Origin of the sequence: Ideonella livida (assembly GCF_010499455.1) — a bacterium.
GTDB classification, from domain to species: Bacteria; Pseudomonadota; Gammaproteobacteria; order Burkholderiales; family Burkholderiaceae_C; genus Ideonella; species Ideonella livida.
In genome coordinates this window covers 405995-421226 of the sequence record NZ_JAAGOH010000001.1, presented here as the reverse complement: position 1 = coordinate 421226, position 15232 = coordinate 405995, and the positions used below count along the sequence as shown (strand labels likewise).

General features: G+C 70.9%; 15 protein-coding genes. 12 read left to right on the top strand and 3 right to left on the bottom strand.

The features are described 5' to 3' along the window. The first annotated feature begins 255 nt into the window (after positions 1-255). The 6 genes from G3A44_RS01995 (at position 256) to G3A44_RS01970 (ending at position 4995) form a co-directional block, all read left to right on the top strand. The gene (locus tag G3A44_RS01995; protein ID WP_163455797.1) at positions 256-747 is read left to right on the top strand and encodes a flagellar basal body rod protein FlgB; all 492 of its coding nucleotides are present in this window, start codon (positions 256-258) and stop codon (positions 745-747) included. 38 nt (positions 748-785) lie between these two features. Then, positions 786-1235, top strand: coding sequence for a flagellar basal body rod protein FlgC (flgC, locus tag G3A44_RS01990; RefSeq protein WP_163455796.1), 450 nt, complete (start codon positions 786-788; stop codon positions 1233-1235). A gap of 48 nt (positions 1236-1283) precedes the next feature. Continuing rightward, positions 1284-1943 (top strand): flagellar hook assembly protein FlgD, encoded by a 660-nt coding sequence (locus tag G3A44_RS01985; protein ID WP_163455795.1) that lies wholly within the window; start codon positions 1284-1286, stop codon positions 1941-1943. A gap of 72 nt (positions 1944-2015) precedes the next feature. Then, complete coding sequence (gene flgE, locus G3A44_RS01980) at positions 2016-3287, top strand: flagellar hook protein FlgE (protein WP_163455794.1); 1272 nt, start codon at positions 2016-2018, stop codon at positions 3285-3287. A gap of 61 nt (positions 3288-3348) precedes the next feature. Continuing rightward, on the top strand, positions 3349-4077 hold the full coding sequence (gene flgF / locus G3A44_RS01975; protein ID WP_163455793.1) for a flagellar basal-body rod protein FlgF: 729 nt from the start codon (positions 3349-3351) through the stop codon (positions 4075-4077). 96 nt (positions 4078-4173) lie between these two features. Further along, complete coding sequence (locus G3A44_RS01970) at positions 4174-4995, top strand: LbetaH domain-containing protein (RefSeq protein WP_163455792.1); 822 nt, start codon at positions 4174-4176, stop codon at positions 4993-4995. Between the two features lie 11 nt (positions 4996-5006). Here G3A44_RS01970 and G3A44_RS01965 read toward each other — a convergent pair whose 3' ends face one another. The 3 genes from G3A44_RS01965 to G3A44_RS01955 form a co-directional block, all read right to left on the bottom strand. Continuing rightward, positions 5007-5915 (bottom strand): hypothetical protein, encoded by a 909-nt coding sequence (locus tag G3A44_RS01965; RefSeq protein WP_163455791.1) that lies wholly within the window; start codon positions 5913-5915, stop codon positions 5007-5009. Positions 5916-5972: 57 nt separating this feature from the next. After that, positions 5973-7097 carry an ABC transporter substrate-binding protein gene (locus G3A44_RS01960; protein ID WP_163455790.1) on the bottom strand — a complete coding sequence of 375 codons (1125 nt, stop codon included), beginning with the start codon at positions 7095-7097 and terminating at the stop codon, positions 5973-5975. A 147-nt stretch (positions 7098-7244) separates the two neighbouring features. Then, complete coding sequence (locus G3A44_RS01955) at positions 7245-8024, bottom strand: sulfotransferase family 2 domain-containing protein (protein WP_163455789.1); 780 nt, start codon at positions 8022-8024, stop codon at positions 7245-7247. 177 nt (positions 8025-8201) lie between these two features. Between G3A44_RS01955 and flgG the strand changes: the two genes are divergently transcribed. Genes flgG through flgL form a run of 6 tightly spaced genes read left to right on the top strand, consistent with a single transcriptional unit; the run spans position 8202 to position 15214 of the window. Next, entirely contained in the window at positions 8202-8984 is a 783-nt protein-coding gene (gene flgG / locus G3A44_RS01950; protein ID WP_163455788.1) for a flagellar basal-body rod protein FlgG, read from the top strand. Beyond that, complete coding sequence (locus G3A44_RS01945; protein WP_310734305.1) at positions 8981-9727, top strand: flagellar basal body L-ring protein FlgH; 747 nt, start codon at positions 8981-8983, stop codon at positions 9725-9727. The genes flgG and G3A44_RS01945 overlap by 4 nt, the downstream gene beginning before the upstream one ends. Before the next feature lie 58 nt (positions 9728-9785). Then, a complete protein-coding gene (locus G3A44_RS01940; RefSeq protein ID WP_163455787.1) occupies positions 9786-10922 on the top strand; it encodes a flagellar basal body P-ring protein FlgI in 1137 nt (378 codons plus the stop codon). A 1-nt stretch (position 10923) separates the two neighbouring features. Then, positions 10924-11934 (top strand): flagellar assembly peptidoglycan hydrolase FlgJ, encoded by a 1011-nt coding sequence (flgJ, locus tag G3A44_RS01935; RefSeq protein WP_239061642.1) that lies wholly within the window; start codon positions 10924-10926, stop codon positions 11932-11934. Positions 11935-11974: 40 nt separating this feature from the next. After that, positions 11975-13936 (top strand): flagellar hook-associated protein FlgK, encoded by a 1962-nt coding sequence (flgK, locus tag G3A44_RS01930; RefSeq protein ID WP_163455786.1) that lies wholly within the window; start codon positions 11975-11977, stop codon positions 13934-13936. Between the two features lie 36 nt (positions 13937-13972). Further along, positions 13973-15214, top strand: coding sequence for a flagellar hook-associated protein FlgL (flgL, locus tag G3A44_RS01925; protein ID WP_163455785.1), 1242 nt, complete (start codon positions 13973-13975; stop codon positions 15212-15214). Positions 15215-15232 lie beyond the last annotated feature (18 nt).

Genomic DNA, 15232 nt, shown 5'->3' with positions numbered 1-15232 from the left:
CCGGGCGGAGCCGGCGTCCAGGGCAGCCCCAGCCAGCAGCAGGGGCCAGGCGGCGCGGGCGCGGCAGGCAGGGGGCAGGGCGGGCGAGCGGGGCATGCCGCACTGTGGCCTGCGGGCCCGGCCGGCCGGGGCGGGAAATGCCGGCCTGGGCGGGGCCTGTTCGCCGCTTCAGCCCGGGCCGGTGCTTTCCACAATCGACGCCAGCCGGTGTTCAAGTCGTCCCGGCCCCCGCCCCATGCCCTCTCCCGTCCTGCCATGCTTGAGCGTCTGACCCGCACCCTGGACTTCCAGGCCCAGGCCCTGCAGCTGCGGGCCGAGCGCCAGCGTCTGCTGGCCAGCAACATCGCCAACGCCGACACCCCGGGCTATGTGGCCCTGGAGATGGACTTCAGCCAGGCGTTGCGGCAGGCCACCGCCAGCGGCCCCCCGGGGAGCGCGGGCGGCCCGGCCGGCACCGGCCCGGCCCACCTGGCCGCGCCCACCGGCTTGTCCCAGGCCGGCCCCGCCCAGACCCTGGCCGCCACCCAGGCCGGTCACCTGCCGCTGGACCTGCGCGAGCGCGAAGGGGCCAGCACCCTGCGCTTTGCCGCCGCCTCCCAGACCAACCTGGACAGCAACACGGTGGACATGGACCGCGAGCGCGCCAGCTTCGCCGAGAACTCGGTCAAGTACGAGGCCACCCTGCGCTTCCTCAACAGCAGCGTCAAGACCACCCTGGACGCCATGAAGAGCCACACCCAGGGCTGAGGCCGCGCGCGACCCGAACCCAGCACAGGAGCCACCCGATGAGCATGTTCAAGGTTTTCGACATCTCCGGCAGCGCGGTCAGCGCGCAGAGCCAGCGCCTCAACGTGGTGGCCTCCAACCTGGCCAACGTGGACACCGTGGCCGGGCCCGATGGCTCGCCCTACAAGGCCCGGCAGGTGGTGTTCCAGACCGCGCTGATGGCCGCCGCGGGCAATGTCTCGGCCGGACGCGACGACCCCACGCTGACCACCAGCGCCGGCGTGCGGGTGTCCACCATCACCGAGGACCAGACCCCCGGGCGCAAGGTGCTGGACCCGGCCCATCCCCAGGCCGACGGCGAGGGGTATGTGACCTACAGCAACGTCAACGCGGTCGAGGAGATGGTCAACATGATCTCGTCCTCGCGCTCCTACCAGAACAACCTGGAGGTCATGAACACGGCCAAGAGCCTGCTGCTCAAGACCATCCAGCTGGGTCAGGGCAGCTGAGGCCCGCCGTCGACCTGCCCGACACGTCCCCCCGCCGGAGCCCCGCGCATGACCACCACCTCCGTACTGAGCAGCACCAGCACCTCCACCCGCAGCAGCTCGAGCACCAGCGCGCTGGGCGGCACGACCGCGCAGGAGGCGTCCGACCGCTTTCTCAAGCTGCTGGTCACCCAGATGCAGAACCAGGACCCGCTCAACCCGACGGACAACGCCCAGATCACCAGCCAGATGGCCCAGATCAGCACCGTCAGCGGCATCGAGAACCTCAACACCACCGTCGGCGGCCTCAACACCCAATTCCTGCAGCTGCAGGCCCTGCAGGGTGCAAGCCTGGTGGGCCGCGAGGTGGCCCTGGCCTCGGACGCGCTGCGCCAGAGCGGCGGCAAGGCCGACGCCGGCTTCGAGCTGGCCGCCGCCGCCGACAAGGTGACGGTGGACATCTATGACGCCGGCAACGTCAAGATCGGCACCCTCAACCTGGGGGCCCAGGCCGCCGGTCGCCATGACTTCGAGTGGACCGTGCCCAGCGCCTACCAGGACGATTCGCTGCACTTCACCGTCACCGCCACCGCGGCGGGCAAGGAGCTGAGCACCAACACGCTCAGCTACCAGAAGGTCAATGCCGTGAGCCAGCAGAACGGCACCCTGGCGCTGGAGCTGGCCAATGGCAGCCTGATCTCCTCCAGCGACGTGTACGCCTACCTCTGAAGGCCCGACGCCGCGCGCCACCCGCCTTCCGACCCCGTTTCCCCCTGATCCCGCCCCCACCGGAGCCCCACCATGAGTTTCCAGCAAGGCCTCTCTGGACTGAATGCCACCTCTCGCAACCTGGACGTGATCGGCAACAACATCGCCAACGCCAGCACCGTGGGCGCCAAGTCCTCCCGGGCGGAGTTTGCCGACCTGTACGCTGGGGCCATCGGCGGCTCCTCGGGCTCGCAGCCGGGCAGCGGCGTGCGCGTGGCGGCCGTGGCCCAGCAGTTCACCCAGGGCAACATCACCGCCACCGAGAACCCCATGGACGTGGCCATCGACGGCCAGGGCTTCTTCAAGCTCTCCAACGGCGACGACCAGATCTTCTACAGCCGCAACGGGCAGTTCAAGCTCAATGAGCAGGGCTACATGGTCAACAACGACGGCCTGTACCTGCTGGGCAACCCGGTGGACGCCAGCGGTGTGCCGGTCAGCGGCGTGGCCGAGCCCATGGAGATCCCCACCAAGGGCATCCAGCCCCGCGAGACCGACGGCATCGAGATCGAGTTCAACCTGGACTCCCGCGCCTCCCCCACCGAGCCCACCGATCCCACCGCGCCCAAGATCGATTTCGCCGACAGCAGCACCTACAACGAGTCCACCGCCGTCACCGTCTATGACGGCCTGGGCCAGCCCATCCAGCTCAAGTACTACTTCCAGAAGGACGCCACGGCCGCCAACACCTGGAACGTCTACGTGACCGCCAATGGCGAGACGCTCTCAGGCACCGATGCCGCCCCCCAGCCCCTGGCCCAGCAGCTGGTGTTCACCAACAACGGCAACACCATCACACCCAACTCACTGACGCTGACGGACATCAGCCCCAACCCGTCCAACGGCGTGACCTACGTGCCCATCGACAGCCTCAACGTCAGCCTGGTCGGCAGCACGCAGTTCGCCTCGGAGTTCTCCGTGACCGCCCTGTCGCAGACCGGCTACACCACCGGGCAGCTCGCCGGGGTGGCCATTGACGACGACGGCACCGTCACCGCCCGCTACACCAATGGTCAGAAGCAGAACGTGGGCCGCATCGAGATCGCCAGCTTCCGCAACCCGCAGGGCCTGCAGCCGGTGGGCAGCAACAACTGGATCGAGACCCGCGAATCGGGCGAGCCGGTGGCCGGCGTGCCCGGCACCGGCAACCTGGGCCAGATCCAGGCCGGGGCGGTGGAAGAGTCCAACGTCGACCTGACCCTGGAGCTGGTGGGTCTGATCACCGCGCAGCGCAACTACCAGGCCAACGCCCAGACCATCAAGACCCAGGACCAGGTGATGCAGACGCTGATGAGCATGCGCTGAAGCACGTGCCATCCTGAGCCCTGCCTGAGCCCATCCTGCCACCGCCGCCGGAGCCCCCCGCATGGACCGCATGATCTACCTCAGCATGAGCGGGGCCAAGACCGCCATGCAGCGTCAGGACGTGCTCTCGCACAACCTGGCCAACGTCAGCACCAACGGCTTTCGCGAGCAGATGGCCGCCTTCCGCTCGGTGCCGGTGCGGGGCGATGGCGCCAGCACCCGGGCTTATGCGCTGGAGACCACCATCGGCTACAACCCCGATGCCGGCCCGGTGCAGGCCACCGGCCGCAGTCTGGATGTGGCCATGAAGGGCAACGCCTGGCTGTCGGTGCAGGGCCGCGATGGCACCGAGGCCTACACCCGCGCCGGCGCGCTGCAGGTCTCCACCGAAGGCCAGCTGGTCACCCAGGCCGGGTTGCCGGTGGTGGGCGACGGCGGCCCCATCACCGTGCCCGAGAACGCCAGCGTGCAGATTGCCGGCGACGGCACCGTCACCGCCGCCGTGGGCAATGGTCGGCCCGAGCCCATCGGCCGGCTCAAGCTGGTCACCCCCGAGCAGGCGCTGCAGCGTGGCAACGACGGCTTGTTCCGCAGCGCCCAGGGCGATCTGGAGGCCGACCCCACCGCCCGCCTGCAGGACGGGGCGCTGGAGGGCAGCAACGTCAGCCCGGTGGAGACCATGGTGGCCATGATCTCGGCCGCCCGGCAGTTCGAACACCAGATGAAGCTGCTGCAGTCCGGCGAGAAGCAGGACCAGGCCGCCTCGCGCCTGCTGTCCATCAGCGGCTGAGTCCCCGCTGACACGGCCCTGTCACGCCAGGGCCTCAAGCTGAGGGGCGCCGCCGGCGGCGCCGTCCTCGCGCCGCGGCCGGCAGAGGACGCCGCGATGATCGTCAGAGAGAACAAGCGGGGCCTGGTGGTGCGCGTCACCGAAGGCTTCCACCGCCTGCTGCAGGCCCACCATGTGTTCCAGGTGCGCGACGGCATGGGCCAGCAGCCCGGCCGCACCGACCTGCGCCGCTGGCCGCTGGGCGCGCTGGTGGTGGTGCCCCATGGCTGCCGGCTGGAGCCCTTCTGCACCCTGGGGGTGGGCGACACGCTGCCGCTGGCCTTGGGCTCGTTCTCCTCGGTCATGTCTGAGCTGCCACACGGGTCGCGGGTGGGCCGCTACTGCGCCATCGCCGCTGACGTGTCGTTCATGGGTTTCCGCCATCCACTGGAGGCGGTGACCCAGTCCTCGGCGGCCTTCAATGGCCACCGCGAGTTCATGGTGGCCTACCGGGCCGTGGCCGCTGAGCGCGATGGCCAGGCCCCCGAGGTCTGGCAGCAGCACAAACCCCGCCAGCGCGGGGCCGTGGACCTGGGGCATGACGTGTGGCTGGCCAGCGGGGCCCGGGTGGCCGGGGGGGTGCGCATCGGCAATGGCGCCGTGGTGGCCGCCGGCGCGGTGGTGACCCGCGACGTGGCGCCCTACAGCGTGGTGGGCGGCTGCCCGGCGCGCCCGCTGCGCCCACGCTTTCCCGACGCGGTCTGCGAGCGCCTGGAGCGCTTGCGCTGGTGGGAGCGTGAACTGGTGGACCTGCACGCCTTCAACCTGGGCGACCCGCAGGCCTTCTGCGACGCGCTGGAAGCCCAGTTGGAGCGGGTGCGGTCCCACCAGTTCAGCCCGCTGGCGCTGGACGAGGCGGTGCGCGCGCTGCGCGACTGAGCGGCGGTGCTTCAGTCCTTCGCCGGCAGTGCCGGGGCGTGTCCCAGCGCCAGGCAGGCCTTGAGGGTGGGCGGCGTCGGGCGGTGCTCATGCTGGATGCCGGTGCGCACCCGTTGCGCCTTGGCCCAGCCTTGGTGGCGACGACGCTTGCGGCTGATCGCATTCAGTGCCATGGCCACCACAAAAGGCCGTACCGGAGACTGCCGGTAACGTTGCCGGGCGGCCCGCAGGGCTTCCTCCAGCCCGATCTGGCCCCGGGCGATGTCCTCGACCAGGGCCGACAAGGCGCCTGCCACGCCCAGGGCCGGGCCCACGGGATGGCCGCCACCCCAGACCGGCAGCGCATGGAAGGCTTGCGGCCGCTGGGCCATCAGCAGGCGCGCATGCCGGCGGTCTGCGCCATGGGTGGGGTCGAAGGCCAGCACATGACGCACCTCAGGCTGGATCATTGCCCGCGCATCGGGCCAGAGGAAGGTCAGCGCCTGGGCCTCCTGTTGCCACCGGGTTTCGAAGTCGCCCACCCGGTCACGGGCAATCGAGACCTGGGGCGACACCGCCAGGGCGATGTCGGCGTTCAGCCAGCCGGCGGCGAGCACCGCGCCGAAGCCACCCATGCTGGAGCCATAGGTGAACACCGGCCGCGCGCCGATGCGCCGGCGGATGAGTGCGCACACTTCGGGCATGGCCGCGAACTGGTACCAGTTGCTGCGGCGCGGTTGGATGAACACGGCCGGCAGCTGGCGCTTGTCAAACAGCTTCTGGCCAAAGACCGGCGGGTGCCGGGGGTGCCGCGGCGACAGGGCCACGCAGACCCTTCCCGCGGGGGAGTGGTCGAGCCAGGCATTGGTCCAGACCTGGCAGTCGGCGTCCTCGAAGAGCAGGTGCAGCGATGATTCGGCCTTGGGGGCGTGTGGGGGCATGGCAGGGGGCGGTGGGAAGAAGCCGGGGAGCTTAACTGCGGCCGGCATCGTCCCGCCTCACTGCTGGATGCGGCCGTCCTGGTTGACGATGGACAGTTCCACCAGGCGCGAGCCGGTGCGCTGCTGGGGGCTGAAGCTCAAGCGCAGGCCCTGCAGGTCCAGGCTGCCGAAGCTCTCGATGGCCGCGGCGATGCCTTCGCGGGTGGGCTTGGCGCCCTGGCGGCGCACCGCCTCGACGATCAGCCGGCCGGTGATGTAGCCCTCCAGCATGGTGAAGCTCACCGGGGTGGGGGGCTGGGTGGCGGCGGCCAGCTCGCGGAACTCCTTGGTCAGGCGCAGCGCAATCTTGTAGGGGTTGGGCACCACCTGGGCGATGGCCAGCCCGCGGGTGTGCTGCTCGGCCAGGCGTTTGGCCAGCTGCTCGATGTCGGCGCCGGAGTGGGCGAAGAGCTGGGCGCTGCCCCCGGAGCCGCGGTAGTTCTCGATGAAGGCCGCCGCCGCGGAGCTGCTGGCCACGATCAGGATGGCCTGGGCATTGCTGCCCAGCAGCTTCTCGGCCGCAGCGCTGGCGCGTGCGGTGCCGGCCGGGTAGGCGGCCTGGCCCACCAGCTTCAGGCTGTGTTCCTTGAAGGCCGCCTCCACCGCCTGCTGCACGCCCTGGGCGCCTTCTTCATGGAACAGCGCCACGCGTTCGATGCCCACGGTGCGCAGGTGCTGGGCGAGCTTGGCCACCTCCAGGCGCATGCCGGCCCGGGGGCTGAAGACCAGCGGATGGTCCGGGTCCAGGGCGATGGCCTTGAAGCCCACCAGGGGCACCCGCTCCTGTTCGAGCAGCCCGGACTTGAGCAGGGCGCTCACCGCCTCGTCGCCCACATAACCCGCCAGGGCGATGGGCCGGGCCTCGGCCAGCAGGCGCCGGGTCTCGGCCAGCGTGTCCTCGGCGCGGTGGTGGTCGTCGGCCTTGACCAGCTGCAGGGTGTGGCCGTTGAGGCCCTGGCGGTTGGCCGCCTGGAAGGCCAGGTCCATCCCGGCGCCGTAGGCCCGGCCCAGCGTGGCCTCCAGGCCGGAGAGCGGCGCGACCTGCACCACGCTCAATTTCTCGGCCCAGGCCGAGAGGGGGGCCAGCACGCCCAGGGCGGTGGCCAGCAGGGCACGGGCGGTCAGGGAACGGCACGACGTCATGGCGGCTCCAACGGCCGGTGGACCGGCTCAAGATGTTAAAAAATGCACGCCATGCTGGCAGGACTGCGCGCCTTTGGTCCTGTGGACTTTGCGTAGGGGATGACCCTGGGCTGGGGGCGCCGGCCGCCCCGGTGCCCGGGGCGGGCTTCAGCCGAAGGTGTAGCCGAAATGCTCCACGTCGCGGGCGTAGAAGCGGGCCACCGCGTCCCGGGTCTCGGGGGTGTAGTACTCGGTGTAGTGGCGGGCCGGGGGGGGCGGGGTGGTGGGGTGGGCGGGGCCCGGTGCGGCGGCGCCGCGTTGCGCGGCGGCCGCCGCCCGTTTGGCCAGGGCGCGCGCCATGCCGGGCTTGAGCTTCTGGCCATCCGGTCCGCGCAGGGCACCCCCGCCCTGGCTGGCGCCGTGGCCGCTGACATTGCGCCGGGGCAGGCCGGTGTCGGGCAGGCCCACGCGCTGGCAGATGGTGGAGAAGTCGGCCGCCAGGTTCTCAAACCGGCCGATGAAGTCCACCAGCGGCCGGCCGCTGGCGTCCAGCAGGTACTCGGCCTGCGGCATGCGGTGCCGCTCGGGGTCGTTGAAGCGCTTGTCCACCTTCAGCCGGTGCTGGACGAAGAAGCTGAAGTCGAACTTGGCCTCCAGTCCACGGTAGCGGTATTCGGACACCAGCCGGTCCCAGGGGTTGCGCACGAAGCCGAACTTGAACCAGCGGTCAAAGTCGTCCTGCGTCACATGGCCGCAGCGCACGTATTCCTCGGCGGTGAGGTGGGCCAGGCGTTCCGGGCCGCGGGCGGGGTCGTCGTTGGCCCGCAGCAGCAACTGCCCGCGCTGGCCGAAGTGCAGGCCCAGGGCCTGCAGAAAGGCCAGCTCCACGCTTTGGCCGGCGGTCTTGGGCACATGGACAAAGAGGCACTGGTGCGTCGCGGAGATCATGGGCGTGGCGGGAGCGGGGGAGGGGTGGGGGAGTGTCCGGCGCAGTGTAGGGGCGCCGGTGGGTCGGGGGCCAGCCGCCGGGACAGGCGGGTCAGGCCCCCGCTTTTCGGCGCAGTGCGGGGCACGCGGGCCGCGCACCATCCGGGCCAGCAGTACTCAACGGCCTGGAGGCCCCGCATGATCCGCTCGCTCTGGATCGCCAAGACTGGCATGGAGGCCCAGCAGACCCAGCTGGACCACATCTCCCACAACCTCTCCAACGTGGCCACCAGCGGCTACAAGCGCTCGCATGCGGCCTTCGAGGACCTGATCTACCAGAACCTGCGCCAGACCGGCGCCAACAGCTCCGACCAGACCCTGCTGCCCACGGGCCTGCAGGTGGGCCTGGGCACACGGGCGGTGGCCACAGCGCGCGACTTCAGCCAGGGCAGCCTGCAGCAGACCAGCGGCCAGCTGGACCTGGCCATCAAGGGCAGCGGTTTCCTGCAGATCACCCTGCCCGACGGTTCCACCGGCTACACACGGGACGGCTCCTTCAAGCTCGACGCCCAAGGGCAGATCGTCACCAACAACGGGTATGCGGTGCAGCCCGGCATCACCGTGCCGGTCAATGCCGAGAGCGTGACCGTGGCGGCCGACGGCACGGTCAGCGCCAAGCTGCCCGGGCAGGTCGACCCCCAGGTGCTGGGCCAGTTCTCGCTGGCCAGCTTCATCAATCCCGGCGGCCTGGAGCCGCGCGGCCAGAACCTGTTCGGCGAGACGGCGGCCTCGGGTGCGCCCAACGTGGCGCAGCCCGGGCAGAACGGCCTGGGCCTGCTGCAGCAGGGCTTTGTGGAGACCAGCAACGTCAACGTGGTGGAGGAGCTGGTCAGCATGATCCAGACCCAGCGCGCCTACGAGCTGAACTCCAAGGCCGTCTCCACTTCGGACCAGATGCTGCAGCGTCTGGCGCAGCTGTGAGCGCCGCGGCCCGAGGGGTGCGTGCCGCGGCCGGGCCCTTGGCGCTGCTCGGTGCCGGCCTGCTGGCCGGCTGCCAGACGGTGTATCCGGTGCCGGCGGTGGACTTTCCCACGGCCACCGCGCCGGCGTTGCCGGCCAGCGGGCCCCTGGCCATGGCGCCGTTGCAGCCGCTGCAGGCGGCGGCCGAGCCCGACGCCGGCCAGCCCAGCGGCAGCCTGTTCGCCCAGGCACGCTACCGCCCGCTGTTCGAGGACCACCGCGCCCGCCTGATGGGCGACACCCTGACCGTGCAGATCACCGAGCAGGTCAGCGCCACGCAGAAGTCCAGCAGCACGGTGGACAAAACCGGCTCGGTCAGCGCCGCGCTGACGGCGGTGCCCGGCTTTGCCTCCAACTCCTTCGGCCGTGCCGGGGCCGCGGGCAACAGCTCCAACACCTTCGAGGGCAAGGGCACCAGCGAAAACAGCAACACCTTCACCGGCAGCATCCAGGCCATCGTCATCGGGGTGCTGCCCAATGGCCATCTGCTGATCGCCGGCGAGAAGCAGATCGGCGTGAACCAGAACGTGGACGTGCTGCGCTTCACCGGCCAGGTGGACCCGCGCAACATCCTGCCCGGCAACAGCGTGGCCAGCACCCAGGTGGCCAATGTGCGCATCGAGCAGCGTGGCCGCGGTGCCCAGGCCGATGCCCACGGATTAGGCTGGCTGGCCCGGTTCTTCTTGAACCTTCTGCCCATTTGAGCGCTTTCCACAATGGCCGACAGGGGGACACGCCGTCCCCGCTTCCGGATGTCGCGCCATGTTCACCACCCTGCTTGTCCACGGCCTGCGCGCCGCGCTGCTGCTGATCCTGGCCGCCGCGCTGGGGGCGGCGCTGCCGGCCCGGGCCCAGAGCCCGGCCCGCATCAAGGAGGTGGCCAAGGTGCAGGGCGTGCGGTCCAACCCCCTGCTGGGCTATGGCCTGGTGGTGGGCCTGGACGGCACCGGGGACCAGACCGCCCAGGCCCCCTTCACCGCCCAGGGCCTGAACTCCATGCTGCAGCAGATGGGCATCACCGTGCCCCCGGGCACCGCCATGCAGCTCAAGAACATCGCCGCGGTCCTGGTGACGGCCGAGCTGCCGCCCTTCTCCCAGCCCGGGCAGCAGGTCGATGTGGTGGTCTCCTCCATCGGCAACGCCAAGAGCCTGCGGGGCGGCACCCTGGTGGCCACCCCGCTCAAGGGGGCCGACGGTCAGGTCTACGCCCTGGCCCAGGGCAACCTGATCGTGGGCGGGGCGGGGGCCTCGGCCGGCGGCAGCAAGGTGCAGATCAACCACCTCAGCGGCGGCCGAGTGCCGCTGGGGGCCACCGTGGAGCGCGCCGTGCCCACGCCCTTCCTCTCGGGTGAGAGCATCCAGCTCGACATCACCAGCAGCGACTACGCCACCGCCCGGGCCGTGGCCCGCGCCATCAACGCCCACAAGGGGGCCGGCACCGCCCAGGCCATGGACGGGCGGGTGGTGCGGGTGCGGGCGCCCCTGGTGCCCGACGAGCGGGTGGCCTTCCTGGCCGACATCGAGAACCTGCCGCTGGCGCTGGAGAAGCCCGCCGCGCGCATCGTGCTCAACCCGCGCACCGGCTCCATCGTCATGAACCAGGCCGTCTCCCTGGCGCCTTGTGCCGTGGCCCATGGCAGCCTGGCCGTCACCATCAACTCCACCCCGCAGGTCAGCCAGCCCAACGCCCTGGCCGGCGGCAACACGGCGGTGGTGGAGCGCAACGACATCACCATCACCCAGCAGGGCGGGGCGGTGATGAACCTGCCCGAGGGCGCCAAGCTGGCCGATGTGGTCAAGGCCCTCAACAGCCTGGGCGCCACGCCCCAGGACCTGCTGGCCATCCTGCAGGCCATGAAGGCCGCCGGCGCGCTGCAGGCGGAGCTGGAGGTGCTCTGACATGGGCCTGGCCACAGGGGGAAGCCGCCTGCCGGCCGCCACCGGCGGCCTGAGCGGCATGGGCGGCACGCAGGACCTGCAGGCCCTGCGGCAGCAGGCCGCCCAGGACCCTCAGGCCGTGGTGCGCGAGGCCGCGCGCCAGTTCGAGGCCATGTTCATGGAGCAGCTGCTCAAGTCCATGCGCGACAGTGCCCAGGCCAGCGGCATGCTGGACAACGAGGGCAGCCAGCTGGGCACCGAGATGCTGGACCAGCAGTGGGCCGCGCGCCTGGCCGGACGCCCCGGCGGGCTGGCCGACGTGATCGCCCGGCAGATGTCGCAGCAGCTGGGCCTGCCTGACGCGAGCGGCACCCCGGTGACGCTGCAACCTTTGGAGCGGCCCGCCCGCGGCGCCGCGGCCGTGGCACCCGCCGCCAACTTGCCGGCGGGTGCGGCCCAGGCGGCCAGTGCGGCCAGTGCGGCTGGCGTGGCCGGCACCGGCAGCACCGCTTCCGGCGCCACGGTCGAGGCCAGCCCCGCCGTGCCCGGCACCCCGGCGGCCTTTCTGCAGCAGCACCAGGCCGCTGCCGAGGCGGTGGAGGCCGCCAGCGGCATTCCGGCGGAGTTCATGCTGGCGCAGGCCGCCCACGAGACGGGCTGGGGCCGGCACCCCATCCGCAACGCCGACGGCAGCCCGTCCCACAACCTCTTCGGCATCAAGGCCGGGGCAGGTTGGAATGGCCCCACCACCGACATCCTCACCACCGAGGTGATCGACGGCCAGGTGCGCAAGGTGGTGCAGCGCTTCCGGGCCTATGCCAGCCCCGCGGAGTCCTTTGCCGACTACGCCCGGCTGCTTAAGACCAGTCCGCGCTATGCCGAGGCCACCCGGCAGGCGGTGCAGACCCAGGACGCCGCCGGCTTTGCCCAGAGCCTGCAGCGCGCCGGCTATGCCACCGACCCGGCCTATGCCGACAAGCTCACCCGCACCATCAACACCACGCTGCGACTGCAGCGCAGCCTGAACACCTGATGGCCGCGCCCGTCCGCCCAACCGCCATGGGGAGTGCCGCATGAGCACCATGACCAGCATCGGGATGCGCGCGCTGTTTGCCACCCAGGCGCAGCTCAACACCACCGCGCACAACATCGCCAATGCCTCGGTGGAGGGCTATTCGCGCCAGTCGGTGGTGCTGTCCACCAGCACCCCGCGCTACGGCGGCGTGGGCTACTGGGGCCAGGGGGTGGACGTGGTGGCGGTGCAGCGCGCTCACAGCGACTTCACCACCCAGCAGGCCGCGCAGGCGCGCTCGGCCTACGCCATGGAGTCCACCCGCTACCAGCAACTCGACCGTTTGCAGGACGCCTTTCCCCCGGGCGACCAGGGCCTGGGCCATGCCATGGGTGAGTTTTTCTCCGCGCTCTCCGACCTGGCCACCGTGCCCGCCGACGCCTCGGCCCGGCAGGTGGTGCTGGCGCGCGCTTCGGATGTAAGTGCACGGTTCAACTACACCGCCGGGCAGATCGACACCCTACAGCAAGAAGTCTGGGCCGACCTGCGCACCTCCGCGGGCACCGTCAACGGCCTGGCCCAGCAGATCGGCGACCTCAACAGCCAGATCCTGCGCCTGCAGAGCACCGGGCAGACGCCCAACGACCTGCTGGACCGCCGCGAAGCGGTGGTGGCCCAGCTGGGGGAGTACGCCGAGGTCAGCACGGTAGAGTCCGCCGACGGCTCCTTTGGCGTCTACATCGGCGGCTCGCAGTGCCTGGTGTTGGGCGAGCAGGTGTCGCAGCTGAAGGTGGTCGGTGATCCCGCCGACCCCAGCCGCGCCAGCCTGGCCCTGCAGAGCGGCAGCACCACCGCGGCGCTCAGCCAGAACGACCTGACCGGCGGCAGCATGGCTGCCCTGGTGCAGTTCCAGAACGAGGACTTGGTGGACGCCCGCAACCTGGTGGGACAGATGGCCGTGGCCCTGGCCGGTGCCGTCAACCAGGCCCAGGCCCAGGGCCTGGACCTGCGCGACCCCGCCCAGGCCGGCCAGCCCCTGTTCAGCCTCGGCGCGCCCGAGGTCATGGCCCATGCCAGCAACGATCCGGGCGCCGAGGTGTCGGTGGCCATCGCCGACGCCAGCCAGGTGCAGGCCAGCGACTACGGGCTGCGCCTGGCCGACGCCGGCAGCGGCGGCACCTATGAGCTCACCCGGCTGTCCGACGGCACCCGCTTCTACGTCGACAGTGGCGACACCGTCGACGGGCTGACCGTCACCGTCGGCCCCGCGGGCCTGCAGCCCGGCGACAGTTTCGTGCTCAAGCCCCTGTCGCTGGCCGCCAGCGGCATGCAGCGTGCGCTGGATGATCCCGACGGCCTGGCCGCGGCGTTGCCTCAGACCGTGGTGCTCGATCCGGACAACAAGGGCACCGCCACAGTGGCCGAGCTCTCGGTGAGCGGCGCCATCGACGACAGCCTGAGCACGGTGGTGACCTTCAACACCGACCCGGCGACCGGCAAGTTCAACGGCACCTACACCTGGTCCCTCAACGACCGGGACACCGGTGCCCCCATCAGCGGCGGCACGAAAGCCTGGACGGCGGGGGAGGCCATCACCGTCAACGGCATGTCGATCGTGCTCAACGGCCTGCCCGCCGGCGGCGACGCGCTGACCATGACCCGCACCGTCCACCCCGAGGCCAACAACGGCAACGCCCTGGTGCTGTCCGGCCTGGCGGAAAAGGCCCTGGTGGGCCGCACCACCCTGAGCACCGGTGCGGTGGGGGCCGGCGCGACCTTCACCGACGCCTACGCCGCGGCCATGGCCGACGTGGGTGTGCGCGCACAAAGCGCCGGCGCCATGGCCGATGTGGCCGACACCGCCCGCGAACAGACCACCGCCTTGCTGGGCGCCCAGTCCGGCGTCAACCTCGATGAGGAAGCCGCCAAGCTGATCCAGTTCCAGCAGGCTTATCAGGCCGCTGCCAAGGTGTTGCAGGTGGCCCAATCGGTGTTCGACACCGTGCTCGACATGGCCCGCTGAGGTCGGTCCGTGATGCACGCTTGACGGAGAAGCCCGATGTACACGCGAGTCAGCTCCAGCACCGTCTACGCCCAGGCGCTGGATCGCCTGCAGCAGCGCCAGGCCGACATGAGCGACGCCCAGCAGCGCATGACCTCCGGCAAGCGGGTGCTGGAGGCCAGCGACGACCCCACCGCCGCCGCCCGTGCCGAGCGCGCCCGGGCCATGCTGCAGCGCGCCGAGGCCGAGCAGCGCGCGGTGGACGCCAGCCGCAACGCCATGACCCTGTCGGAGTCCGCCCTGGGTGATGGCGTGGACCTGCTGCAACAGGCCCGCGAGCTGGTGGTCTCCGCCGGCAACGCCACCTACAGCGATGCGCAGCGCCGCGACGTCGCCCAGCAGCTGGAGGCCCTGCGCAAGCAGCTGCTGTCCATCGCCAACCGCAGCGACGGGGCCGGCGGCACCATCTTCGGCGGCCAGGGGGCCAGCGATCCGCCCTTCATCGACGAGCCCGGCGGCGTGGGCTTCCGCGGCCTGGGTGGTGAGGTGGTCACCGCGTCGCGCGATGCCCTGCCCCTGACGGTGGACGGCGAACAGGCCTTCCTCTACGCCACCACCGGCAACGGCAGCTTCGAGACCGTCAACGTCGGCTACCTGGACGCGCTGGACGCCAGCCCCTCGGCCTCCGCCGCCCCTGCCGCCTGGATCGACGGCGGCCGCGTGAGCGATGCCAACCAGCTGCCCGCCGACGGCTTCTCCTACACCCTGACCTTCAGCGTCTCCAGCGGTGTCACCCAGTACACCATCGACCGCGGCACCCTGCCGCCGGTGGGCCCGGTGGATTACCAGGCCGGCAAGGCCATCGAAGTGGACGGCATGTCCTTCGCCATCTCCGGCCAGCCTGCGGATGGCAACCAGTTCCTCATCCGAGACGCCAGCCCCGCGCTCAACATCTTCTCCGCCCTGGACCGGATCGTCGCTGGCCTGCGCCACACGCCCAGCAGCACCGCCACCGTGACCCAGACCGTCCAGAAGGGCCTGGGCGACATCGACGCCGGCATCGACAGCCTGCAGTCTGCGCGCAGCCGCTGCGGTGAACTGCTCAACCGCATCGACGGGGTGGACAGCCGCCTGCAGGACCAGGTCCTGATGGGGGAGAACACCCGCAGCGACGCCGAGGACCTGGACATGGCCCAGGCCATCTCGGACTTCGAGAACCAGCAGACCGGCTACAACGCCGCCCTGCGCACCTACGCCAGCGTCCAGCGCATGAGCCTGTTCGACTACCTCAGCAGCTGACGCCCTCCGCCTGGTGTC